Source organism: Micromonospora sp. PRAS1 (genome assembly GCF_059553435.1).
Window position 1 is genome coordinate 1 of sequence record NZ_JCANNB010000023.1, and the last position, 22457, is coordinate 22457.

Here is a 22457-nt window from a genome sequence, read left to right on the forward strand (position 1 = left end):
GCCCTCGCCCCTCCCCCTCGTTTCCGCGATCTTGCACTTTCGGTCGCTGCTTTGCGTGTTAAGTCCGGTATGCGGCGACCGAAAGTGCAAGATCGGCGCCGCTGGGCCTCGGGGTTGCTGGGTCTCGGGGTTGCTGGGTCTCGGTGGGTGGGGCGGTTAGGGGAGGGTGTGGGTGGTTTTTTCGGTGGCCTGGTGGGTGGCGAGAGTTGTGGGGGTGGGGTGGGCGGTCAGGACCAGGGTGGCGCGGGCGGCCAGGGGGGTCAGCAGCCAGTCGAGTGGGTCGGGATGGCGGTCCACGTCGATCAGGACGCGGTCGCCCGCGGCGATGCCCAACTCCGCCGCGCGGGTGACGGCCCGGGCCCGCAGCTCCGCATGGGCCGGGCTGCCCGGCGGGTACGCCCCGAAGTGGTCGCCGTGCGCGCGGACCTCGGTCACGTAGTCGGCGAAGCCGGCCGGCACCTCCCGCAGCGGCAGCGCGAACGGGTGCAGCGCCAGGGCGTACCGGTCGCCTGCCGTCCAGCTGTCCGCCTCGGCGATCCGGTCCGCGGCGGCGAAGAGCACGTCCACGTCGCCCGGCTGGTCGGTCACCGTGAGCCCGGCCGACCAGCAGCCGAGCAGCACCGCAGCGGTCTGCCAGTGCGGCGGGAGCAACACGCCGGCGGTGTCGCCCGGACCGAGGGACAACTCGTCGACGAGCAGGTTGGCGGTCTTGGCCACCCAGTTCGCAAGCGTCGCGCCGGAGAGTTCGGTGCGCTCGCCGGTCGCGTCGTCGTACCAGGTCAGCAGGGGGCGGGTCGGGTCGGTCGCGATCGCGTCGGCGAGGACCCGGGCAAGGTTGTCGGCCATCGGCGCGAACGATACGCCGCCGGTGAACGTATTCAATGACAACGACAAGTCGGCGTACCGTCGGGTCGCAGTCAGCGTCCGTACCCGGCTCCGGCGTAGGCTTGCCGGAGTGTTGTTCCCCACAGTCCCGTCAGCGCAAGGAGTCGCCCAGTGACCGCCGGTCGCCAGCCCCGCGTACTCATCGACGCCACGAGTGTCCCCGCCGATCGTGGCGGCGTCGGTAGATACGTAGACGGCCTGCTCGGTGCCCTGGGCAAGGTGTGCGGTTCGGCGGTGGACCTGGTCGTCGTCAGCCTCCGCACGGATCTGGAGCGCTACCGTCGGATGCTGCCCGGCGCGGAGATCGTCCCCGCGCCCGCCGCTGTCGCGCACCGACCCGCCCGGCTCGCCTGGGAGCAGACCGGCCTGCCGCTGCTGGCCCAGCAGGTCGGCGCGGAGGTGCTGCACTCGCCCTTCTACACCTGCCCGTTGCGGGCCGGATGCCCGGTCACGGTGACCGTGCACGACGCGACCTTCTTCACCGAGCCGGAGCACTACGACAAGTCCCGCCGGACGTTTTTCCGCAGCGCCATCAAGACCTCGCTGCGCCGCGCCGACCGGGTGATCGTGCCGAGCAAGGCGACCCGGGACGAGCTGATCCGGCTGCTCGACGCCGACCCGACCCGGATCGACGTGGCCTACCACGGCGTCGACCACACCGCCTTCCACGCCCCCGGCGACGAGGAGAAGGCCCGGGTACGCGCCCGGCTCGGCCTCGGTGGCGGCAGCTACGTCGCGTTCCTCGGCGCCAAGGAGCCGCGCAAGAACGTACCGAACCTGATCCGGGGTTGGACCCGGGCGGTGGCCGACCGGCAGGACCCGCCCGCGCTGGTGGTCGCCGGCGGCCAGGGGCACGACGACGACATCGATCGGGCGGTGGCCGAGGTGCCGCCGCACCTGCGGCTGCTGCGCCCTGGCTACCTGCGCTACGCCGACCTGCCCGGTTTCCTCGGCGGTGCGCTGGTCGCGGCCTATCCCTCGTACGGTGAGGGGTTCGGCCTGCCGATCCTGGAGGCGATGGCCTGCGCGGCCCCGGTGCTCACCACCCCCCGGCTGTCACTGCCTGAGGTGGGCGGCGACGCGGTCGCCTACACCAGCGAGGACCCGGACCAGATCGCCACCGACCTGGCCGCGCTCCTCGACGACGAGCCGCGCCGGTTGTCGCTGGCCAAGGCCGGCTTCGATCGGGCCAAGGAGTTCACCTGGGAGTCCAGCGCCGAGGTGCACATCGCCGCCTGGTCGAGAGCGCGATCCTGACAGTGGCAACCGGGCGACCGGTCCGGGTGGTTCGGGCATGATGTCCTGGTGATCTATGTCGTCATCCCGGCGGGTGGCAGCGGCACAAGGTTGTGGCCGCTCTCCCGCGCCGGCCATCCCAAGTTTCTCCATCCGTTCACCGGCACGTCCGCCTCGCTGCTCCAGGCGACGGTGCAACGGGCGGCACCGCTGACCACCCCGGAACGCACCATGGTGGTCACCGGCGCGGCCCACGCCGCGGCCGTGGCCCGCCAACTGACCGGGGTACCGGAGGAGAACATCCTGGTCGAGCCCTCGCCACGGGACTCCTGCGCCGCCATCGCGCTGGCCGCGGCGGTGATCGCCGTACGGGATCCGGACGCGGTCATGGGCTCGTTCGCCGCCGATCACCTGATCGGTGACCCGCAGCGGTGGGTGGCCACGGTCTCCGAGGCGGTCCGTGGAGCCGAGCAGGGGCTGCTGATGACCGTGGGGATCACCCCGACCCGACCGGAGACCGGGTACGGATACCTGCAGACCGGCGAACCGGTAGGCGACGGGCCGATGCGCCCGGTCGTCGAATTCAAGGAGAAGCCGAGCGCCGAGGTGGCCGAGGCGTACCTGCGCTCCGGCCGGTACCTCTGGAACGCCGGCATGTTCGTCTGGCGGGTGTCGGCCTTCCTCGCCGAGCTGGCCCGCCAGCAGCCCGCCCTGCACACCGGCGTGACCGCGATCGCCGCGGCCTGGGGCAGCGCGGAGCAGGACGACGTGCTCGGCGCGGTCTGGCCGACGTTGCCGAAGATCTCGGTCGACTACGCGGTGATGGAGGGCGCGGCCAGCGCCGGCCGGGTCGCCACCGTGCCGGGCGACTTCCGGTGGAACGACGTGGGCGACTTCCACACCCTCGGCGAGGTGCTGCCGGCCGACGCCGACGGCAACGTGGTGCTCGGCGCGGACTCCGAGGCCGAGGTGCTGCTGCGCGACAGCAGCGGCGTGGTGGTGGTACCGCAGTCCGGGCGGCTGGTGGCCGGCGTCGGCGTACGGGACCTGATCGTGGTCGACACGCCGGACGCGTTGCTGGTCTGCCCCCGCGACCGCGCTCAGGACGTCAAGACGATCGTCGACGAGCTCAAGGCGCGGGGGGAGGAGAAGCTCGTCTGAAGGCGGCCAGCCCGGGTGGTACGAGCCGGGCGGTCCCGCCGGCCAGCGGCTCCGGTAGCCGGTCGGGCGGGAACCAGCCCAGGGCCTCCGACTCCGCGCTGACCTGTTCCACCGCGCCTGGTGGGGCGACGACGGCGTAGCGGACGTCGTGGTGCAGCGACCCGCCCTGGCAGCGCACCGGGTGTACGTCCACGTCGATGGGGACCGGATCGATCCGCAGGCCGGCGATGCCCGACTCCTCGGTGGCCTCGCGCAGCGCCGCCTCGGCCAGCGTCCGGTCGCCCGGCTCGCAGTGCCCGCCGAGCTGCACCCACCGCTGGAACTTGCCGTGCAGGCAGAGCAGCACCCGGGACCCGGTCGCGTCGAACACCAGTGCGCTGGCGGTGACGTGGCCGGCCCGGTGCTCGCGGCGCATCGCCGTCGGCCCGGCGGCGAGCAGGTCGAGGGTGCGCTGCCGGGCGGTCGCCGCCGTCGCGTCGGTGGGCTGCCAACCGCTCAGCACCGCCACCGCGTCGGCGTGCAGCGCCGTCCAGGTGTCGCCGGTGCCGGTGTTAAAAGGGGGCCCCTTCTCTACACGAGGCGTTAACAAGGGGCCCTTCCTTTCATTCTCAGAGCGCGAGGGTGGCGGCGGCGGTGGTGGCGGCGGGTGGCGGGAGGAGTTGGGAGGGGACGTCGCGGGCCGCGAGGGCGGTGCGCAGGCGCTGGACGTCGGCGCCGAAGCGGACCAGCTGGGCCTGCCCGGCCGGGGTGGGCGGGGAACAGAGCACCAGCGCGCTGGCCCGCGCCGGCCAGCCGGGCACCGTACTGACCAGTCGGGCGCGTACGCCGTCCTCGGTGATCGGGGTGAAGACCGTGCCGGGCGCCACCACGTCGGCGACCGAGGCGATCGCCTGGCGTACCGTCTCCGGGTCGGGTGGGGTGTCGCCCGGCTGGTCCGGCAGGGTGGCGGCGGCGGCCAGCCCGGCGGCCGTCGCCTCGGCGGTGCCGAGCGAGAACAGGTCCATCGCGGCGTCCCGGACGAGGACCTTTGCCCCCGCGCCGTCCCCGGCCAGCGGTGCGGTCAGGTAGCCCCGGATCACCGCCACCGGCATCTGGTCACACTTGCCCTTGATGAGTTCGCCCGCCGCGGCCAACTCGTCGATCACCGCCATCTGGGTCAGCACCAGCTCGTTGCCGTACGGGTCGACCTCGCCCCGGTGGTCGCGGATCGCCGCCATGCCCGCGACGCCGAGGGCCACGTCGGTGAGCCCGTTGCGCCAGGGCCGGCCCATGGTGTCGCTGACGATCACCGCCACGTCCACGCCGTACCGCTCCCGCAGCCCGGCCCGCAGTGCCCGGGCCGAGGCGTCCGGGTCCACCGGGAGCAGCACCAGCCGGGTCTTGTCGACGTTGGAGGCGTCGATCCCGGCCGCGGCCATCACGAAGCCGTGCCGGGTCTGCACGATCCGGGTCGCGCCCCGGGCCGCCACCACCCGAACGGTCTCCGCCGCCAGCACCTCGTCCCGGGCGGTCTGCCGCTCCGGTCCGTCGGCCGGGACGTCCACCAGGCGTCCCTCCGCCTTGGAGACGATCTTGCTGGTCACCACCAGCACGTCGCCGTCGCGTAGCCAGGGTGCCGCACCGCCGATCAGCGCCGCCAGATCGTCGCCCTCGGTCACATGGCCGATGCCGGGCACCGGCAGGATCTCCAGTCTCACATCAGCTCCACCGCGGCGCGGACCATCGCCGCCGTCGCCGCCTCGTCGGTCATCCGCAGCGGTACCGCGCGTACGGCCACGTCCGGCACCAGGGTATCCGCGTCCTCCTCGGCGACCAGCCAGCCGTCGAGCAGGCCACCGCCGGCCCGCGAGCCGTAGAGCCCACCGACACCGGCGGCGCTGCACTCGGCCCCGACCACCGCCAGGCACCGGTCGGCCATGCCGCGCACCGGCGCGCCACCGATGATCGGTGAGACGCCGACCACCGGGGCCGGACCGCCGGTCACCGCTTCCCGCAGGCCCGGTACGGCCAGGATCGGCGCGATGCTGACCACCGGGTTGCTCGGCGCGATCAGCACCAGGTCGGCCGCGCCGATCGCCTCCGTGACGCCGGGTGCCGGCTTCGCCGTCTCCGCACCGACGAAGACGAACCGGTGGGTCGGCACCTGGGCCCGGTGCCGTACCCACCATTCCTGGAAGTGGATCGCCCGCCGGGCGCCGTCGATGTCCGTGATCGCGTGGGTCTCCAGGCGGTCGTCGGTCGCCGGCAGCAGGCGTACGCCGGGCTGCCAGCGCGCCGCCAGCGCCTCGGTGACCTGGTGCAGGGGATAGCCCGCGTCCAGCATCGTGGTGCGGACCAGGTGGGTGGCGATGTCCCGGTCGCCCAGCCCGAACCAGCTCGGCTCGGCGCCGTACGCGGCCAGTTCGGACTTGACGGTCCAGCTCTCGTCGACCCGTCCCCAGCCCCGCTCCGGGTCGGCGCCGCCGCCCAGGGTGTACATGACGCTGTCCAGGTCGGGGCAGACCCGGAGCCCGTGCAGGCGCAGGTCGTCACCGACGTTCACCACCGCGGTCACCTCGGCGTCCACTTCCCGGGCGTACGCCCGGACGCCAAGCAGGAACCGGGCACCGCCGATGCCCCCGGTCAGAACCACGATCCGCATCCGCCCATCCTCGCCTACGTGACGCCTTCGGCGGCCCGTCGCACGGGGAGACTAGGCTCACGTCGGCACCTGTCCGCTTTCGCCCTCAGGGAGAGTTCGTGACCAGCCCCGCCGAGCCCTCGCCCACCGATCCGACTCCGGCCAGCCAGGCGACCCGGCCGCTGCGGGAACTGGCCGCCTTCGTGCTCCTCGGCGCGAACGCGCTCTTCCTCTTCGTCGGCCTGATCCGGCTGCTTACCCCGCAGGGCACGTACAGCACGGTGACCGGGCGGGCCGGCGGCGCGTCCGCCGTCTTCATCGGGCTGGAGGCGATCGTCCTGCCGGTGCTGGCCGTGCTGCTCGCCACGCACCTGGCTCCCGTCGTGCCGCGGGCGAAACTGATCACGCAGGTGGCGCTCGGCCAGTACGCGTTCAGCGCGGTACTCGGCGGACTGACCCTGCTGGTCTGGCTGGTCGGTCGATTGGCCGAGGGCCAGCTCTTCGAGGCCTTCACCGGCACGCTGACCCGGGTCGGCTGGTTGGCGTTGTTCGCGGTGGCCGCCTACCTGGTCTGGACTGTCTGGCAGCGGCTCTACCACGTGCCCCGGCCCAAGCCGGAGCCGGGGCTTTACGGCACCCCGCAGCAGCCGGGCTGGCCCTACCCTGCCCAGCCCGGCGGTTCCGGCCAGCCGGCTGGCGGCTGGGCCGCACCCGGCCAGCCGACCGGGTGGCCCGGCGGCGGCCAGCCCGGTGGCTACTCCGGCGGTGGTCAGCCCGGCGGGTACTCCGGCAGCGACCAGGCCAGCGCGTACTCCGCCGGTTACTCCGGTGGCGGCCAGCCCGATCCCCACGCCGGTGGCGGTGAGACCGGTGGCTACCCGGGTGGCGGCCAGCCGGGCTGGCCGGTGGCCGGTCAGCCGCCGTCGGCCGGCGAGCCGTCGTCGCCGCACACCTGGCCGCCGCACGGCCAGCCGGCGGTCGCCCCGCAGTCGCCGGCACCGGCCGCACCGTCACCCGCTCCGGCACCGGCCGCGCCGCCGTTCGGGCAGCCGGCCTCGGCCGATCCGACCCAGGCCATCCCGCGCCAGGGCGCCGAACCGACCCAGCCGGTACCGCGCCCCGACCCCGACGCCGACCCGACCCAGCGCATCGACCCGCGCTGACCGCTCGGTATCCGCTGCCCGGCGGTGGTGCCGGGCCCACCGTGGGCCGGCACGGCAGCGCATAGGCTGGGCGGATGGTTGATCGGAGCGAGTCGGTGCCGAACGAGGCGGGCGTGCGGCGAGCGTTGCACCGGGCCGCGACCGGGCGGGCAATCGACGTCGGCGAGGCGTCGACGCTGCTCACCGCCCGGGGCGCGGCACTTGACGAGCTGTTTGACATCGCCGGGTCGATCCGCGACGCCGGCCTGCGGGACGCCGGCCGACCGGGCGTGGTGACGTACTCCAAGAAGGTTTTCATCCCGTTGACCCGGCTCTGCCGGGACCGCTGCCACTACTGCACGTTCGCCACCGTGCCGCACCGGTTGCCGGCGGCCTTCCTCGACCGCGACGAGGTGCTCGCCATCGCCCGTGCCGGTGCGGCGCAGGGCTGCAAGGAAGCGCTGTTCACGCTCGGCGACCGGCCCGAGGAACGCTGGCCGGCGGCCCGGCGGTGGCTGGACGAGCGGGGCTACGAGTCCACCCTGGACTACCTGCGCGCCTGCGCGGTCGCGGTGCTGGAGGAGACCGGTCTGCTGCCGCACCTGAATCCGGGCGTGCTCTCCTGGTCGGAGCTGCACCGGCTCAAGCCGGTCGCACCCAGCATGGGGATGATGCTGGAAACCACGGCGACTCGGCTCTGGTCCGAACCGGGCGGCCCGCATTTCGGCTCGCCGGACAAGGAGCCGGCGGTGCGGTTGCGGGTGCTCGACGACGCCGGCCGGGTCGGTGTCCCGTTCACCACGGGCATCCTGATCGGAATCGGCGAGACCCATCCCGAGCGGGTGGACGCGATCTTCGCGATCCGGCGGGCCATGCGGGAGTACGGCCACCTCCAGGAGGTGATCGTGCAGAACTTCCGCGCCAAGCCGGACACCGCCATGCGCGGGATGCCCGACGCGGAGCTGCACGACCTCGCCGCCACCGTGGCGGTGACCCGGGTGCTGCTCGGCCCGAAGGCCCGCATCCAGGCGCCACCGAACCTGATCGCCGGCGAGTACGACCTGCTGCTGCGGGCCGGCATCGACGACTGGGGCGGTGTCTCGCCGGTGACTCCGGACCACGTCAATCCGGAGCGCCCCTGGCCGCAGCTGGACGAGTTGGCGGCGCGTACCGCCGCCGCCGGGTTCACCCTGCGCGAGCGGCTGACCATCTACCCGGAGTACGTCCGGGCCGGCGAGCCCTGGCTGGACCCGCGTCTGCTGCCGCACGTCGGCGCGCTGACCGATCCGGCGACCGGGCTGGCGGTGGAGTCGGCCCGGCCGGTGGGTCGGCCGTGGCAGGAGCCCGACGAGACGTACGGCGGGCGTACCGACCTGCACGTCACCATCGACACCACGGGGCGTACCGAGGACCGGCGGGGCGACTTCGACCACGTCTACGGTGACTGGTCGGAGGTTGCGGCCAAGGTCGCCGTGCCACCGGCACGGGTGGGCGCCGGTGACGGCCCGGCAGCGGATGTCGCCGAGCGGACCATGGCGGGCCGGCAGGCCACTGCGGGCAGCGGGGACGCCGACCTGCGGGCCGGCCTGCGGCTCGCCGCCGACGATCCGGCGGCGCTGCTCGAAACCCGGCACGCCGATGCTGCACTGGCCCTCTTCGCCGCCGACGGTCCGGCGCTTGACGAACTCTGCCGTACCGCCGACGAGCTGCGCCGGGAGGCCGTCGGCGACGACGTCACCTACGTGGTGAACCGCAATATCAACTTCAGCAACGTCTGCTACGTGGGGTGCCGGTTCTGCGCCTTCGCGCAGCGGGAACGCGACGCCGACGCGTACCGGCTGTCGGTGGAGCAGGTCGCCGACCGGGCCGAGGAGGCGTGGGCGGCCGGTGCCGGTGAGGTCTGCATCCAGGGCGGCATCGACCCGAAGCTCCCGGTGACCGTCTACGCCGACCTGGTCCGGGCGATCAAGGCGCGGGTGCCGCAGATGCACGTGCACGCCTTCTCGCCCATGGAGATCGTCACCGCCGCGGCCAAGGCCGGCGTCTCGGTACGGGACTGGCTGACCGGGCTGCGCGACGCGGGGCTGGACACCATCCCGGGCACCGCGGCGGAGATCCTCGACGACGAGGTGCGGTGGGTGCTGACCAAGGGCAAGCTGCCGACCGCCGCCTGGGTCGAGACGGTCAGCACGGCCCACGAGCTGGGCATCCGGTCCAGCTCCACGATGATGTACGGCCACGTGGACCATCCGGGGCAGTGGCTGGCGCACTTCCGGGTGCTGGCCGGGGTGCAGGACCGCACCGGCGGGTTCACCGAGTTCGTGGCGTTGCCGTTCGTGCACACCAACGCCCCGATCTATCTGGCCGGCATCGCCCGGCCCGGCCCGACCTGGCGGGAGAACCGGGTGGTGCACGCGATGGCCCGGGTGCTGCTGCACGGCCGGATCGACAACATCCAGTGCTCCTGGGTGAAGCTGGGCGACGTGGGCACCGCCGAGATGCTGCGCAGCGGCTGCAACGACCTGGGCGGCACGCTGATGGAGGAGACGATCTCGCGGATGGCGGGTTCGGGCAACGGGTCGGCGCGTACCGAGGAGCAGCTCCGGTCGATCGCGGCGGCGGCGGGGCGGCCGGTGCGTAGGCGTACCACCGCGTACGGTCACATTTCCGCGTAACGTCGAACCTTCGCCCGGCGGCAGCCGTACCTGTCGATGCCGGCGGCGGTAGCGGCGAGGACCGCCGCCGGTACCCCTCGCAGGGGGCCGGCGCGGTAGGCGTCGCGACCCCCGTCCGCCATCGCGGGCGCGTGCGCGCCGCCGCTGGAAAGGTTGCCCATGAGAACTGAGAGCCGTAAGCGGCGCTGGCCGAAACTGACCCGCCGACAGACGTTGACGGCCGCGGCCAGCGCCACCCTCGGTGCCGCCGCCCTCGCCGTGCCGGGCCTCTCGGCCGCCGGTGACGGCGACAAGGGCGCGGCCGGTCCCGACGAGACGATCATCGTGCACCTGCGGGACGCCCGGAACGGAACGATGGACGTGTTCGTCGGCGAGTCCCGGCTCCAGGTGCGGGACAAGGGCCTGGCGGACCGGCTGCGCAAGGCCGCCGCGCAGCGCTGATTCTTCTTCGGCCCGTTCTCTTCGGCCCCTTCTCTTCGGCCCGGCGCGGGCTCTCGGCGCCCGGCCGGCCGTCCGATTCACCATTCTGCCCAGTGAGGTGGGTTCGCCATGTCTTCACACCGCGAGGCGCCGGAGATCGCAAAGGATCCGGTCGCCGATTCGTCGGACCTGTACGCTTTCGTCACCCCGAACAAGCCGGACACGGTGACGCTGATCGCCAACTACGTGCCGTTGCAGCTTCCCTCCGGCGGGCCGAACTTCTTCGAGTTCGGCGACGACGTGCGGTACGAGATCCACATCGACAACAACGGGGACGGCGAGCCGGAGGTCACCTACCGCTTCGAGTTCACCACCGAGATCACCAATCCGAACAGCTTTCTCTACAACACCGGCCCGATCGAGTCGCTTGAAAGCGAGAACTGGAACCGGCGGCAGTTCTACAGCCTGACCCGGATCGCCGACGGCCGCCAGCAACTGCTGGCCCGTAAGCTGCCCTGCCCGCCGAGCAACGTCGGCCCGCTCTCCATCCCGCGCTACGAGGATCTGGTCCGCCAGGCGACCTTCTCGCTCTCCACCGGGGAGAAGGTCTTCGCGGGGCAACGCGCGGACGGCTTCTACGTCGACCTCGGCGCGATCTTCGACCTCGGCACGCTGCGGCCCTTCCAGCAGCTGCATGTGGCCGGGAAGAAACTGTTCCGGGAGGCCGGCGAGCCGGTCAACGCCCTCGACCGGATGAACGTGCACAGTCTGGCCATCCAGGTGCCGCTGGAGAAGCTGCGGCGACGGGCCGACCGCTACAACTGGCAGGAGCCGGCCTCGGTGATCGGGGTGTGGACCTCGGCGTCCCGCCGGCAGGTGAAGGTGCTCGGGGACCGGGCGGCGGGCGACACCGACGCCGGGCCGTTCACCCAGGTGTCCCGATTGGGCAATCCACTGTTCAACGAGGTCATCGTGCCGATGGCCCAGAAGGACCTGTGGAACACCCTGCCCCCCTCGGAGGACAAGCGGTTCGCGAAGTTCGTCGAACAGCCGGAACTGGCCGCCCTGCTGCCGGTGCTCTACCCGGGCGTCTTCGACAACCTGGCCAAGTTGAACAAGTCGAAGAAGGCTCGCGCCGACCTGGTCGCCATCCTGCTCACCGGCATCCCGGAAGGACTGATCAACGGCTTCAGCAACGCCACCGGCGACGTCCAGGCCGACATGCTCCGGCTGAACACGGCCATCCCGCCGGCCCGTCGCCCGAACCGCCTCGGGGTGCTCGGCGGTGATCTGGCCGGGTGGCCGAACGGCCGCCGGGTCACCGACGACGTGGTGACCATCGCCCTGCGCGCGGTGGCCGGGCTGACCGTCCCGCTTGTCGACAAGAAGTTCACCCCGGACGACGCCGCGGCGGCGGTGACCCCGGGGCTGACCGAGGCGGACGTGACCGCGCCCTTCCTGCGGAACTTCCCGTTCCTCGGTACGCCCTACGACGGGTTCAACAACCCGCCGGTGTCGGCCTGAGTTGGGGAGGGGAGACATGGGCGGGCACGCACACGCGTACGGGCCGACGGGTAGCGGGGCTGTGCTGCTCAACCTGGGCGGCGACACCGGTGCCTTGATCATCCATACCGGACGACAACTGCTCGGCCGGGAGATCGAGGTGAGCCGGGCCGATCAGGAGGAACAGCCGCGTACCCACGCTGCGGTGCGGGAGCGCCAGGTCCGGGACGGCACCTTCCACAGCGCGGTCTATCCGGATCTTCCCGCGGGCCTCTATACCGTCTGGTGGGACGATGACACGCCCGCCGGTACGGTCACCGTCGCGGGTGGATTCGTAGCCGAATTCGTCTGGCCCACCAGCACATCTCCGACTGCCGACTGACCACCGAGGCACCCCCGGCGACTGCGTCCCGTCCACGATGTGGGCGGGACGCGGTCGTTGTGCGCCCGCCCGGCGGGCAGGACGGGCGGAGGCGCGTTAACCTTGCCGTTCAAGATCAACGGATCTTGACGGGTGGCCTTCCCGGGTTCCTGGCGGGCTCGATCGTTCGGCTGCGGCACCCTGCGCCACGGGAGAAAACTCCGGCAACTCGCCGGGGAGGGCGTTACTCCGCCGGGGTCTGAATCGATAGGGCAAGGCGAGGACGGGGGTGGTCCGGACTGCCGTCCGGGCGCGTGTCGGGAGGGCGACTCCAATATCAAGTTTGGCTTGACGGCGCACGCATTACACGCGTGTAATTTGAATGGGGTTGTTCGCGCGGAACGCAGCAAAACGGGTCCGGACGGACAAACACGCCTTTCGCGTGGGGGGTTGCAGCGGCGATGACGCCGGTGCGCGACAAGGAGGCAATTGATGGACGGCCAGCTCGAAGCGGCCGACCTGCTCGGGAACGCGCCGGAGTGGCAGGAGCGGGCGTTGTGCTCGCAGACCGACCCGGAGGCGTTCTTCCCCGAGAAGGGCGGCTCTACCCGAGAAGCGAAGCGAATTTGTACGCGATGTGAGGTCAAGGCGGAATGTCTTGAGTACGCCCTCGGCCACGACGAGCGGTTCGGCATCTGGGGTGGGCTCTCCGAGCGGGAGCGGCGCAAGCTGAAGCGCCGGGCAGCCTGACGCAGGCTGAAGCGCCGGGCAGCCTGACTCGTCGGGCCGGGGCGGTTGGGGGACCGCCCTGCCCGGACGAGCGGAGCGCGCACTTCCCCGGAGGTCGGCCGCCCCGTCGGCGGTGCTCAGGCCAACTCGTCCGGGTCGACGCCGAGCAGGTTCGCCACCTGCTCGATGATGACGTCGTGCACCAGGTCGGCGAGATCCTCCCGGTCCATCGCCCGGAACTCCAGGGGCCGCCGGTAGAGCACGATCCGGGGCGGCAACTCCTGCCGGCCGGGCCGGCCCGGGAGCAACCGGGCCAGCGGCACCTCGCCGTCCTCCAGCACATCGGAGTCGTAGACGTTCAGCTCGGGCGGCACGTCCTCGACGGCGAACTCCACCCCGGCCAACTCCTTGGCGAACCGGCGTTCGAGCGTCTCGACGGTGTCCAGCACCAGGTCGTCGAAGATCTCCGCCTTGGTCCGCGCCAACGGCACGGTGGCCGGCACCAGCCGCCCGCGCAGGCCCCGACCGTGCCGGTCGCGGTGGGCCCGCCGGCTGGCGCCGGGGCGGCGGTTCTCCGGGCTCGTCATGGGCAAAGGGTAGCTTCCGGAAGTGGCCGGACCGCATCAGCGCCGCCACCGTGGCGAGCCGCGTCGGTGCGGTAGAAATGTGATCACCCAGACGGGCGTGTCGCAACGCGAAGCGGTGCGCCGGACCCGGTAATGGAGATACCCTGCGCCCGTGAGGTCACCACGGCGCTGCTCCCGTAATGGCTGCCCCCGGCAAGCGGTCGCCACGCTGACCTATGTCTACAACGAGTCAACGGCTGTGGTGGGTCCGCTGGCCGCCTTCGCCGAGCCGCACACGTACGACCTCTGTGAGCCGCACGCCCGTAGCCTGACCGCGCCGCGGGGCTGGGAGGTGGTCCGGCACGAGGGCGAGTTCGAGCCGCCGCCGCCCACCACCGACGACCTGGTCGCGCTGGCCGAGGCGGTCCGCGAGGCCGCCCGCCCCGCCCCCCGCCCCCCGCAGGACGACCAGACCCAAACCCGCCCCCCCAGCCCTCCCACCACCTCTTCCCGCCGCGGCCACCTCCGGGTAATCCCCCCACCCCACTAACCGCCCTTTTCGTGGTTGATCATGAGGTTAGCGGCGCTTTGAAGATCAACTACTGCCGCTAACCTCATGATCAACGGGGTCAGGGTGGGGTGGGGTGGGGTCGGGCGGGGTGGGTGGGTGGGGGGTTCGGGTTAGTGGCCTAGGAGGCGGGAGAAGGTGGCGGCGCGGCGGGAGGGGCGGTTGGTGCGGGACTCGGCCTCGTCGGCGGAGTGCATGACCTTCAGGCCGGCGTTGACCGCCAGCCAGCGCAGGGGTTCCGGCTCCCAGCGGGGGGAGCGGTGGTTGACCCAGGGCAACCCGGTCAGCTCGGTCTGCTCGCCCCGGATCAGGTCCGCGAGGGTGCGGCCGGCCAGGTTGCTGGTGCCGACGCCGTCGCCGACGTAACCGCCGGCCCAGGCCAGCCCGTCGGCCCGGTGGTACCCGACCGAGGCGGCCCAGTCCCGGGCGATCCCCAACGGCCCGCCCCAGCTGTGGGTCACCGGCACGTCCGGGCCGAGCACCGGGAAGAGTTCGCCGAGGGTACGGCGCAGCGCGGCGAAGACCCGGGGTTCCCGGTCGTAGCCCGGCAGGGTCCGCGAGCCGAAGTGGTACGGCGCACCCCGCCCGCCGAAGGCGAGCCGGCCGTCGGCGGTCCGCTGACCGTAGATGATCATGTGTCGGTGGTCGGAGAAGGTCTCCCGCCCGGCGAGGCCGATCCGCTCCCAGGTGGCGGCCGGCAGCGGCGCGGTGGCGATCATCAGCGAGTAGACCGGTGCGATGGATCGCCGCTGCCCCCGCAGCCCAGGGGTGTACCCCTCGGTCGCCCGCACCACCACCGGGGCCCGGATGGTGCCGTGCGGGGTGACCGCCGCACCGGGACGGATCTCGGTCACCGGGGTCCGCTCGTAAATGGTCACGCCCCGGCGCTCGACCGCTCGGGCCAGTCCGCGTACCAGCCGGGCCGGGTGCAGCGCCGCGCAGTGTGGCGTGTAGGTGGCGGCGCGTACCCCCTCGGCGGCGCACCGGCTCGCGGCCTCGTCCCGGTCGAGCAGGGTGAGGTCCGCCGGGCCGAAGCCGAATTCCCGGGCCTCCGCCACGGCCGCCTCGGCCCGCGCCACCTGCGGGGCGCTGCGGGCCAGCACCACCGTGCCGCCGTACGACCAGTGGCAGTCGATGCCCTCGGCGGCGACCACCCGGCCGACCTCGCGCACGGTGTCGTGCATGGCGCGCTGCATGGCGATCGCGGCGTCGCGGCCGTGCCGGCGGGCCAACCCGGTCAGCGACGTCGGCAGCAGCGCCGAGCACCAGCCGCCGTTGCGTCCGGAGGCGCCGAAGCCGGCGATCTGGCGTTCCAGGACGACGACGCGCAGCGCCGGGTCGGCCTGCGACAGGTAGTACGCCGTCCAGAGGCCGGTGTAGCCGGCGCCGACGATCACCACGTCCGCGACGTCGTCGCCGGCCAGCGCCGGGCGCGGGGTCAACGGCTCGTCCACGCTGGAGAGCCAGTAGGACAGGTCCTGGTAGTGCATGGTGGCTCCTAGAGGCGGGACCAGGCCTCGGTGAGTACGCCGCGCAGGATCTGTTCGATCTCGTCGAACTGCTGCTGCCCGGCGATCAGCGGCGGGGCGAGCTGCACCACCGGGTCGCCCCGGTCGTCGGCCCGGCAGTAGAGCCCGGCGGAGAAGAGCGCGCTGGAGAGGAAGCCACGCAGCAGCCGCTCGGACTCGGCCTCGTCGAAGGTCTCCCGGGTGGACTTGTCCTTGACCAGCTCGATGCCGTAGAAGTAGCCGTCGCCCCGGACGTCGCCGACGATCGGCAGGTCGGTCAGTTTCTCCAGGGTGGCGCGGAACGCGGCCTCGTTGGCGCGTACGTGCCCGACGAGATCCTCGCGGGCGAAGACCTCCAGGTTGGCCAGGGCCACCGCGCAGGAGACCGGATGCCCGCCGAAGGTCACCCCGTGGGCGAACATGCCGGTCTCGGTCAGGAAGGGCTCCATCAGCCGGTCACTGGCGATCATGGCACCGAGCGGCGCATAGCCGGAGGTGATCCCCTTGGCGGTGGTGATGATGTCGGGCTGGTAGCCGTAGCGGAGCGCGCCGAAGTACTCGCCGAGCCGGCCCCACGAGCAGATCACCTCGTCGCTGACCAGCAGCACGTCGTACGCGTCGCAGATCTCGCGGACCCGCTCGAAGTAGCCGGGTGGCGGCGGGAAGCAGCCGCCCGAGTTCTGCACCGGCTCCAGGAAGACCGCCGCGACCGTGTCCGGCCCCTCGCGTTCGATGGCGCGGCCGATCTCCTCGGCGGCCCACCGGCCGAACGCCACCGGATCGTCGCCGTGCTCCGGGGCCCGGTAGAAGTTGGTGTTCGGCACCTTGATGCCACCCGGCACCAGCGGCTCGAAGTCGGTCTTGATGCCGGGCAGCCCGGTGATCGACAGGGCGCCCATCGAGGTGCCGTGGTAGGCGATGTACCGGCTGACCACCTTGTGCTTGGTCGGCTTGCCGGTCCGCTTGAAGTACGCCCGGGCGAGCTTCCAGGCCGCCTCGACCGCCTCGGATCCGCCGGTGGTGAAGAAGACCCGGTTCAGGTCGCCGGGGGTCAGCGCGGAGATCCGTTCGGCCAGCTCCACGGCGGTCGGGTGGGCGTACGACCAGAGCGGGAAGTAGGCCAGCTCGCCGGCCTGCTTGGCCGCCGCCTCGGCCAGCTCGGTGCGACCGTGGCCGGCGTTGACGACGAAGAGCCCGGCGAGCCCGTCCAGGTAGCGGCGGCCCTGCGCGTCCCAGACGTACGCACCCTCGCCGCGGACGATGGTCGGCACCTCGCCGGCGGAGTAGCTCGCCATCCGGGTGAAGTGCATCCAGAGGTGGTCGGTGGCGTTGGCCATGTCAGCCCCATCGGGTCTCGGGCCGGTCAGGGGTCACCGGCCGCTCTGCCCACGGTTATCCCATAGCCTGATGCCGTCAGGCAAGTGCTATCGGTTGGCATTGTGGCTCAACGCAACGAATTCAGTTATGTGCTGTGTTCTCCAGCACGGATTTCGTACCTGCGGCCCGCTCCGAGATCACCAGCCGTACCTTCCCGGCCGGCGTGCGCTGCACCTCGTTCACCTGGACGTACCGGACCCGCACCGACTGGCCTACGAAGTTGCGGAACGAGCGGTCGAGTTCCACGAGGGAGCGGTCCGACCAGGTCGCCGACGGCACGTACCGGACCGTGAGATCGCCGTCCGCGTGCTGGACCACCTGGGCCTCGGCCAATCCGAGAGCGGGGCGGAACGCGTCCTCGGGGGTGCCGAGGACCCGGCCGTCGGGAAGTCGGATGACGTCGTCCTTGCGCCCGTCGATCGAGGCCACCAGTTGCCGGGTACGCCCGCACCCGCAGCGCCCCGCACCGAGCGTGGCGAGATCGCCGGTCGCGTACCGCAGCAGAATCATCGCCTCGTTGGCGTACGGGGTTCCGACGATCTGTAGCGACCCGTGTTCCTGCTCGACGAATTCGACCTCGGCGAAGTCCTCGTCGACGTGCAGGTTGCCCTCCGGGCAGGTGGAGATGTTGGCGGCCTGTTCGGCGAGGCCGTAGTGCTCTTTCGGGGTGATCCCGAATGCACGTTGAATGTTCTTCAGCTGCCACGGGGCGAGGTTCTCGCCGCCGAGGGTGATCGCGCTGATCCGATAGTCGATTTCGACACCGCGTTCGACCATGCAGGTGGCCAGATTCCCGATCGCTGAGGCGAAACCGTGAATCCAGGGCACCCGCGTACGGTTCAGCTTCTCGACGTAGGCCCCGACCGTCTCCGGCGATATGTGATAACTGCTGAAGCGGATCTCCCGGCCGGGGTGGTTCATTCGCCAGTACGGTCGGCCCTGTGCCTCGGCGATGACCCGCCGGCCGACGAAGATCGCGCACCACGTGTCGTGGGTAAGGCCGTGCCACTGCCGGTACCGCCACCACACGGCCCACTGCTCCGCGACGGCGTTCGCGTCCTTGAAGACGGAGATCGACGAACCGGTGGTGCCCGACGTGCGGACCACGCTGTCTCCCTTGACCGCCGCCCGGGTCCGGAACTCCTCGGGCCATTCCCGGATATCGCTCTTGTGGGTCATCGGCAGCTCGGCGAACGCGTCGTCCGTCACGAAGTCCCGCCAGTCCGCGCCCAGTTCCCGGAAGAGTCGTTCGTAATAGGGGGTGTAGGACGCCAACTCCAGAATGCGGGCCCGCCTGCCCCGGCGGAATTCGGCCATCCGCTCCGGATCCCAGCGATCCCGATCGCAGTACGCGGCGAAGTGTCGACGAAAAAGACTGCCGTAACGAGCCTTGTTTACCCGCACCCCGATGGTTGACAGCAGAATGTTCTGCCCGATCGCCGGCAACCTGAAGTAGACCTTCTCCTGGCTGATCATGAGGCATCCTCTCGCTTTCGGGTCGCCCCGGTGCGGTGACACGAATCCGCGCTCGGGACACCATAACGGAATCGATCCGCACAGGCCGGGTAAACGACTGGATATAGGCGTCCGCTTTCTGCTTACCGGCGACCTGTTGCTGGCCGGCGTGACCACCGGGGGTCCTGGTGCGCGACAGCAAGGACCGCGAGGCCGGCACCCTGACCTTCACCCCCGATGCCTGGCGCGCCTTCGTCGCCGCCACTCCGGGTCAGGCGGTGCCCCAGCTGTAGGTCTGCTTGCGCAGCTTGAGGTAGACGAACGCCTCGGTGGAGACCACGCCGGAGACCGCGCGCAGCCGTTGCAGGATGTCCAGCAGGTGTTCGTCGTTGCGGCAGACCACCTCGGCGAGCAGGTCGAAGGAGCCGGCGGTGATCACCACGTAGTCGACCTCGTCGAGTTCGGCGATGCGGTCGGCCACGCTCTCCAGGTCGCCGTCGGTGCGTAGGCCGATCATGGCCTGCCGGGGGAAGCCGAGCTGGAGCGGGTCGGTGACCGCGACGATCTGCATCACGCCGGCATCGAGCAGGCGCTGCACCCGCTGGCGTACCGCCGCCTCGGAGAGCCCCACGGCCTTGCCGATTGTGGCGTACGGCCGGCGACCGTCCTCCTGCAACTGCTCGATGATCTGCTTGGCCACGTCGTCCAGCAGGGCGTGGCTCGCGCCCTCTCGCACGCTGACCCGGCGTCCGCCGTTGCCGTTGTCGTGCTGCCGGTTCGTCATCGACCGCTCCCCATGTCCGTCACCCGGCTGAGCCTAATGCCATCGGCTATCCCGGCGAAATTCGTCGCCAACGGCTATCCCGGCAACGGAATCCCTTGTGAGTGAGGTTTGCTCATGTCAGGATCAGTCGTCCATCGCCATTGACCCTCCCACCGGCGCGCGCTACCCCCGTCCCGCCGCCGATGATCCCCTAGGAGTCGTCACATGCGTAGTGCCCTCCGGCCCCTCACCCGGCGTGGTCTGCTCACCGGCACCCTCGGCTCGGCCGCGCTGCTCGCCACGGGTGGCACCCTCGCCGGCTGCGGCACCCCCGCCGCGCAGCAGACCGAGGCCGGCTGTGTCAGCGAGGACATCTCCGGTACGGAGAAGAAGCTGGCCTTCTCCAACTGGCCGCAGTACATGGACGTCGACGAGGACGACGAGTCGAAGCGCCCATCCCTGGACAGTTTCGTCAGCTCCAGCGGCATCCAGGTGACCTACACCGAGGACGTCAACGACAACAACGAGTTCTTCGGCAAGGTGCAGAACCAGCTCGCCGCCTGTCAGAGCACCGGGCGGGACCTGATGGTGCTCACCGACTGGATGGCGGCCCGGATGATCCGGCTGGGCTGGATCCAGAAGCTCGACAAGGCGAACATGCCTAACGTCGAGGCCAACCTGTTGCCGTCGTTGCGCAACCGCCCCTTCGACGTGGACAACCACCTCGCCGTGCCGTGGCAGTCCGGCCTGGCCGGGCTTGCCTACAACGGCCGGGTCACCGGAGAGATCCGTACCGTCGACGAGTTGCTGACCCGCCCCGACCTCAAGGGCAAGGTGACCGCGTTGACCGAGATGCGGGACACCATCGGGCTGCTGTTGATGTCGAACGGGCACAATCCGGCCGATTTCACAAGCAACCAGTTCGACGACGCGTTGAACAAGCTGAAGAAGGCGGTCGCCTCCGGGCAGATCCGCCGGTTCACCGGCAACGACTACGCACCAGACCTGGCCAAGGGCGACATCGCGGCCTGCATCGGCTGGTCCGGTGACATCATCCAGCTCGGCTTCGACGACGATCGGATCAAGTTCGTGGTGCCCGACTCCGGAGTGATGCTCTGGTCGGACAACATGCTGGTGCCGAACCGGGCCACCCACAGGGCAAACGCCGAAGCGTTGATCAACCACTACTACGACCCGGCGATCGCCGCCCAGCTCGCCGCGTACGTGAACTACATCTGCCCGGTGCAGGGCGCACAGGCGGAGATGGAGAAGATCGACCCGGAGCTGGCCGCCAACCCGTTGATCTTCCCGGACGACGCCATCCTCTCCAAGGCCCGGGTCTTCATGGCCCTGGACGAGCAGCAGGAGCGGGAGTACGAGACCAAGTTCCAGCAGGTAATCGGAGCGTGACGATGGCGCGGGACACCCCGGCCGGTGATCTGCGGCTGGCCAACCTCACCAAGACCTTCGGCCCGTTCACCGCCGTCGACGACCTGAGCCTGACCGTCGCACAGGGCTCGTTCTTCGCGCTGCTCGGCGCCTCCGGCTGCGGCAAGACCACCACCCTGCGGATGATCGCCGGCCTGGAGGAGCCGACCAGCGGGCAGGTGCTGCTCGGCGACCGGGACATCGCCCGGCTGCGCCCGTACAAGCGGCCGGTCAACACGGTCTTCCAGAGCTACGCGCTCTTCCCGCACCTGGACATCTTCGAGAACGTGGCGTTCGGGCTGCGCCGCCGCGGCATCCGCTCGGTCGACGAGCAGGTCCGGCAGATGCTGTCGCTTGTGCAACTCGCCGGCTACGAGCGGCGGCGTCCCGCGCAGCTCTCCGGTGGCCAGCAGCAGCGGGTCGCGCTGGCCCGAGCGTTGATCAACCACCCGCAGGTGCTGCTCCTCGACGAACCGCTCGGCGCGCTGGATCTCAAGCTGCGCCGCCAGATGCAGATCGAGCTGAAGCGGATCCAGACCGAGGTCGGCATCACCTTCGTGCACGTCACCCACGACCAGGAGGAGGCCATGACGATGGCCGACACGGTCGCGGTGATGAACGCCGGGCGGATCGAGCAGCTCGGCGCGCCCGCCGAGATCTACGAGTTCCCGGCCACCGCGTTCGTGGCCAACTTCCTCGGCCAGTCCAACCTGATCGCCGGTGAGGTCTCCGGCGGCAACGGGGAAGACATCCTGGTCACCGCGCACGGCGCGCGGTTCTCGGTGCCGTCGGCCCGGGCCCGCGCCGACCAGGGTCCGGTCTTTTTGGGCGTACGCCCCGAGAAGCTGCAACTGGCCGGTGCCGCCGTACAGGTGCCCGCCGGCAGCCAGCACCTCGACGGCACCATCACCGACGCCTCCTACGTCGGGGTGAGCACGCAGTACCTGCTGCGGACCGGTTGGGGCACCGAGCTGAGCGTCTTCGTCGCCAACAGCGGTGCCCAGCAGCGCTTCGCCGTCGGCGAGCGGGCCGTGGCGTACTGGGATCCCCGGCACGCCTTCCTGCTCACCCGCCGCTCCGGCGAGGAGGACCGGACCACGCCCGTCCTGGACGAGCCGGTGGGCGCCTCCTCATGAGTGTGCTGGCTCACGTACCCACCGGCTCCGGGCAGCCGGCGTCGCCGCCGCCGGCTGCCCGCTCGGGGCGGCACCGGTTCCTGCCGTACCTGCTCCTGCTGCCCGGCGCGGCCTGGCTCTTCCTCTTCTTCGCCCTGCCGCTGCTGCAACTCGCCTCGGCCAGCCTCTACGACCCGAACGGCTCGCTCTCCACCGGGTACGCCATGACCTGGGCCTTCGGGAACTACCCGGCGGCGTTGCAGGCGTACTGGCCGCAGTTCGGCAGGTCGTTCCTGTACGCCGGCAGCGCACTGGTGCTGGCGCTGCTGATGGGCTACCCGCTGGCGTACGCGATCGCGTGCAAGGCCGGCCGATGGAAGAACCTGCTGCTGGTCTGCGTGGTGGCGCCGATGTTCACCAGCTTCCTGGTGCGCACCCTGGCCTGGAAGACCATCCTGTCGGACAACGGCTGGCTGGTCGGGCTGCTGCGCGACGTGCACCTGCTCGGTCCGGACGGCCGGCTGCTGGCCACCCCGATCGCTGTGGTGCTCGGCCTTACGTACAACTTCCTGCCGTTCCTGGTGCTGCCGCTGTACGCGAGCCTGGAGCGGCTCGACCACCGGCTGCTGGAGGCGGCCAGTGACCTGTACGCGAGCGCGTGGCACACGTTCCGCCGGGTCACCCTGCCGCTGTCGATGCCCGGCCTGATCGCCGGCACCCTGCTCTTCTTCATCCCGGCGACCGGCGACTACATCAACGCCGAACTGCTCGGCACCCCGAACGAATACATGATCGGCAACGTCATCGACTCGGCGTTCCTGGTCCGGCTGGACTATCCGCAGGGCGCGGCGCTGTCGTTCCTGCTGATGTCGACGATCCTCGCGGTGGTCTTCGTCTACCTGCGCCGCGCCGGCACGGAGGAAGTCCTGTGAGCGCGAGGAGTGC

22 protein-coding genes are annotated in these 22457 nt (G+C 71.1%); 13 read left to right on the top strand and 9 right to left on the bottom strand.

What is annotated here, in order from left to right:
• Positions 1-156: 156 nt before the first annotated feature.
• A complete protein-coding gene (locus AC507J_RS20870; RefSeq protein ID WP_496290860.1) occupies positions 157-846 on the bottom strand; it encodes a TIGR03089 family protein in 690 nt (229 codons plus the stop codon).
• 150 nt (positions 847-996) lie between these two features.
• Between AC507J_RS20870 and AC507J_RS20875 the strand changes: the two genes are divergently transcribed.
• Positions 997-2142 carry a glycosyltransferase family 4 protein gene (locus tag AC507J_RS20875; RefSeq protein WP_496290861.1) on the top strand — a complete coding sequence of 382 codons (1146 nt, stop codon included), beginning with the start codon at positions 997-999 and terminating at the stop codon, positions 2140-2142.
• Positions 2143-2190: 48 nt separating this feature from the next.
• Entirely contained in the window at positions 2191-3282 is a 1092-nt protein-coding gene (locus tag AC507J_RS20880) for a mannose-1-phosphate guanylyltransferase (protein WP_496290862.1), read from the top strand.
• Here the strand turns inward: AC507J_RS20880 and AC507J_RS20885 are convergent.
• Genes AC507J_RS20885 through cofD form a run of 3 tightly spaced genes read right to left on the bottom strand, consistent with a single transcriptional unit; the run spans position 3251 to position 5923 of the window.
• A complete protein-coding gene (locus AC507J_RS20885) occupies positions 3251-3871 on the bottom strand; it encodes an NUDIX hydrolase (protein WP_496290863.1) in 621 nt (206 codons plus the stop codon). The two genes, AC507J_RS20880 and AC507J_RS20885, sit on opposite strands and share 32 nt — an antisense overlap.
• A 19-nt stretch (positions 3872-3890) precedes the next feature.
• Positions 3891-4979 (bottom strand): coenzyme F420-0:L-glutamate ligase, encoded by a 1089-nt coding sequence (locus AC507J_RS20890; RefSeq protein ID WP_496290864.1) that lies wholly within the window; start codon positions 4977-4979, stop codon positions 3891-3893.
• On the bottom strand, positions 4976-5923 hold the full coding sequence (gene cofD, locus AC507J_RS20895; protein WP_496290865.1) for a 2-phospho-L-lactate transferase: 948 nt from the start codon (positions 5921-5923) through the stop codon (positions 4976-4978). The genes AC507J_RS20890 and cofD overlap by 4 nt, the downstream gene beginning before the upstream one ends.
• Before the next feature lie 98 nt (positions 5924-6021).
• Here cofD and AC507J_RS20900 point away from each other — a divergent pair, with 98 nt between their 5' ends.
• The 6 genes from AC507J_RS20900 (at position 6022) to AC507J_RS20925 (ending at position 12753) form a co-directional block, all read left to right on the top strand.
• Positions 6022-7065: a hypothetical protein gene (locus AC507J_RS20900; RefSeq protein WP_496290866.1), complete on the top strand. Its 1044-nt coding sequence runs from the start codon at positions 6022-6024 to the stop codon at positions 7063-7065.
• A 74-nt stretch (positions 7066-7139) separates the two neighbouring features.
• Positions 7140-9719, top strand: a complete 2580-nt coding sequence (locus AC507J_RS20905) for a bifunctional FO biosynthesis protein CofGH (protein WP_496290867.1) — start codon at positions 7140-7142, stop codon at positions 9717-9719.
• Between the two features lie 159 nt (positions 9720-9878).
• Complete coding sequence (locus AC507J_RS20910) at positions 9879-10160, top strand: hypothetical protein (protein WP_496290868.1); 282 nt, start codon at positions 9879-9881, stop codon at positions 10158-10160.
• Positions 10161-10268: 108 nt separating this feature from the next.
• Complete coding sequence (locus AC507J_RS20915) at positions 10269-11663, top strand: DUF4331 domain-containing protein (RefSeq protein ID WP_496290869.1); 1395 nt, start codon at positions 10269-10271, stop codon at positions 11661-11663.
• Positions 11664-11679: 16 nt separating this feature from the next.
• Positions 11680-12024 carry a phospholipase gene (locus tag AC507J_RS20920; RefSeq protein ID WP_496290870.1) on the top strand — a complete coding sequence of 115 codons (345 nt, stop codon included), beginning with the start codon at positions 11680-11682 and terminating at the stop codon, positions 12022-12024.
• A 471-nt stretch (positions 12025-12495) separates the two neighbouring features.
• Positions 12496-12753, top strand: coding sequence for a WhiB family transcriptional regulator (locus AC507J_RS20925; RefSeq protein ID WP_111245606.1), 258 nt, complete (start codon positions 12496-12498; stop codon positions 12751-12753).
• 116 nt (positions 12754-12869) lie between these two features.
• Here the strand turns inward: AC507J_RS20925 and AC507J_RS20930 are convergent, their stop codons facing one another.
• Positions 12870-13319 (bottom strand): metallopeptidase family protein, encoded by a 450-nt coding sequence (locus tag AC507J_RS20930; protein ID WP_341719105.1) that lies wholly within the window; start codon positions 13317-13319, stop codon positions 12870-12872.
• Between the two features lie 151 nt (positions 13320-13470).
• Between AC507J_RS20930 and AC507J_RS20935 the strand changes: the two genes are divergently transcribed.
• Positions 13471-13848 (top strand): DUF3499 domain-containing protein, encoded by a 378-nt coding sequence (locus AC507J_RS20935; protein ID WP_496290871.1) that lies wholly within the window; start codon positions 13471-13473, stop codon positions 13846-13848.
• Positions 13849-13979: 131 nt separating this feature from the next.
• Here AC507J_RS20935 and AC507J_RS20940 read toward each other — a convergent pair whose 3' ends face one another.
• From AC507J_RS20940 to AC507J_RS20950, 3 genes are all read right to left on the bottom strand, one after another.
• Positions 13980-15356: an NAD(P)/FAD-dependent oxidoreductase gene (locus AC507J_RS20940; RefSeq protein WP_496290872.1), complete on the bottom strand. Its 1377-nt coding sequence runs from the start codon at positions 15354-15356 to the stop codon at positions 13980-13982.
• An 8-nt stretch (positions 15357-15364) separates the two neighbouring features.
• The gene (locus AC507J_RS20945) at positions 15365-16711 is read right to left on the bottom strand and encodes an aspartate aminotransferase family protein (protein WP_496290873.1); all 1347 of its coding nucleotides are present in this window, start codon (positions 16709-16711) and stop codon (positions 15365-15367) included.
• Between the two features lie 121 nt (positions 16712-16832).
• Positions 16833-18227, bottom strand: a complete 1395-nt coding sequence (locus AC507J_RS20950; RefSeq protein WP_496290874.1) for a phenylacetate--CoA ligase family protein — start codon at positions 18225-18227, stop codon at positions 16833-16835.
• Between the two features lie 167 nt (positions 18228-18394).
• On the opposite strand from AC507J_RS20950, the gene AC507J_RS20955 reads away from it, so the two are divergent.
• Positions 18395-18499: a DUF397 domain-containing protein gene (locus AC507J_RS20955; protein WP_496290875.1), complete on the top strand. Its 105-nt coding sequence runs from the start codon at positions 18395-18397 to the stop codon at positions 18497-18499.
• Here AC507J_RS20955 and AC507J_RS20960 read toward each other — a convergent pair.
• Positions 18478-18990 carry an Lrp/AsnC family transcriptional regulator gene (locus tag AC507J_RS20960; RefSeq protein ID WP_496290876.1) on the bottom strand — a complete coding sequence of 171 codons (513 nt, stop codon included), beginning with the start codon at positions 18988-18990 and terminating at the stop codon, positions 18478-18480. The genes AC507J_RS20955 and AC507J_RS20960 overlap by 22 nt on opposite strands.
• 204 nt (positions 18991-19194) lie before the next feature.
• On the opposite strand from AC507J_RS20960, the gene AC507J_RS20965 reads away from it, so the two are divergent.
• The 3 genes from AC507J_RS20965 to AC507J_RS20975 are packed head-to-tail and all read left to right on the top strand — an operon-like array spanning position 19195 to position 22444.
• Positions 19195-20379 carry a polyamine ABC transporter substrate-binding protein gene (locus AC507J_RS20965; RefSeq protein ID WP_496290877.1) on the top strand — a complete coding sequence of 395 codons (1185 nt, stop codon included), beginning with the start codon at positions 19195-19197 and terminating at the stop codon, positions 20377-20379.
• Positions 20380-20381: 2 nt separating this feature from the next.
• Positions 20382-21533, top strand: a complete 1152-nt coding sequence (locus AC507J_RS20970; RefSeq protein ID WP_496290878.1) for an ABC transporter ATP-binding protein — start codon at positions 20382-20384, stop codon at positions 21531-21533.
• Positions 21530-22444 (top strand): ABC transporter permease, encoded by a 915-nt coding sequence (locus tag AC507J_RS20975; protein WP_496290879.1) that lies wholly within the window; start codon positions 21530-21532, stop codon positions 22442-22444. The genes AC507J_RS20970 and AC507J_RS20975 overlap by 4 nt, the downstream gene beginning before the upstream one ends.
• The last annotated feature ends 13 nt before the right edge of the window (positions 22445-22457 follow it).

Bases quoted from the DNA above. Each gene is read 5' to 3' on its own strand.
- AC507J_RS20960 (WP_496290876.1), bottom strand. From the start codon at position 18,990: ATGACGAACCGGCAGCACGACAACGGCAACGGCGGACGCCGGGTCAGC.
- AC507J_RS20920 (WP_496290870.1), top strand. From the start codon at position 11,680: ATGGGCGGGCACGCACACGCGTACGGGCCGACGGGTAGCGGGGCTGTG.
- AC507J_RS20970 (WP_496290878.1), top strand. From the start codon at position 20,382: ATGGCGCGGGACACCCCGGCCGGTGATCTGCGGCTGGCCAACCTCACC.
- AC507J_RS20975 (WP_496290879.1), top strand. From the start codon at position 21,530: ATGAGTGTGCTGGCTCACGTACCCACCGGCTCCGGGCAGCCGGCGTCG.
- AC507J_RS20905 (WP_496290867.1), top strand. From the start codon at position 7,140: ATGGTTGATCGGAGCGAGTCGGTGCCGAACGAGGCGGGCGTGCGGCGA.
- AC507J_RS20930 (WP_341719105.1), bottom strand. From the start codon at position 13,319: ATGACGAGCCCGGAGAACCGCCGCCCCGGCGCCAGCCGGCGGGCCCAC.
- AC507J_RS20945 (WP_496290873.1), bottom strand. From the start codon at position 16,711: ATGGCCAACGCCACCGACCACCTCTGGATGCACTTCACCCGGATGGCG.
- AC507J_RS20870 (WP_496290860.1), bottom strand. From the start codon at position 846: ATGGCCGACAACCTTGCCCGGGTCCTCGCCGACGCGATCGCGACCGAC.
- AC507J_RS20925 (WP_111245606.1), top strand. From the start codon at position 12,496: ATGGACGGCCAGCTCGAAGCGGCCGACCTGCTCGGGAACGCGCCGGAG.
- AC507J_RS20965 (WP_496290877.1), top strand. From the start codon at position 19,195: ATGCGTAGTGCCCTCCGGCCCCTCACCCGGCGTGGTCTGCTCACCGGC.
- AC507J_RS20915 (WP_496290869.1), top strand. From the start codon at position 10,269: ATGTCTTCACACCGCGAGGCGCCGGAGATCGCAAAGGATCCGGTCGCC.
- AC507J_RS20940 (WP_496290872.1), bottom strand. From the start codon at position 15,356: ATGCACTACCAGGACCTGTCCTACTGGCTCTCCAGCGTGGACGAGCCG.
- AC507J_RS20950 (WP_496290874.1), bottom strand. From the start codon at position 18,227: ATGATCAGCCAGGAGAAGGTCTACTTCAGGTTGCCGGCGATCGGGCAG.
- cofD (WP_496290865.1), bottom strand. From the start codon at position 5,923: ATGCGGATCGTGGTTCTGACCGGGGGCATCGGCGGTGCCCGGTTCCTG.
- AC507J_RS20910 (WP_496290868.1), top strand. From the start codon at position 9,879: ATGAGAACTGAGAGCCGTAAGCGGCGCTGGCCGAAACTGACCCGCCGA.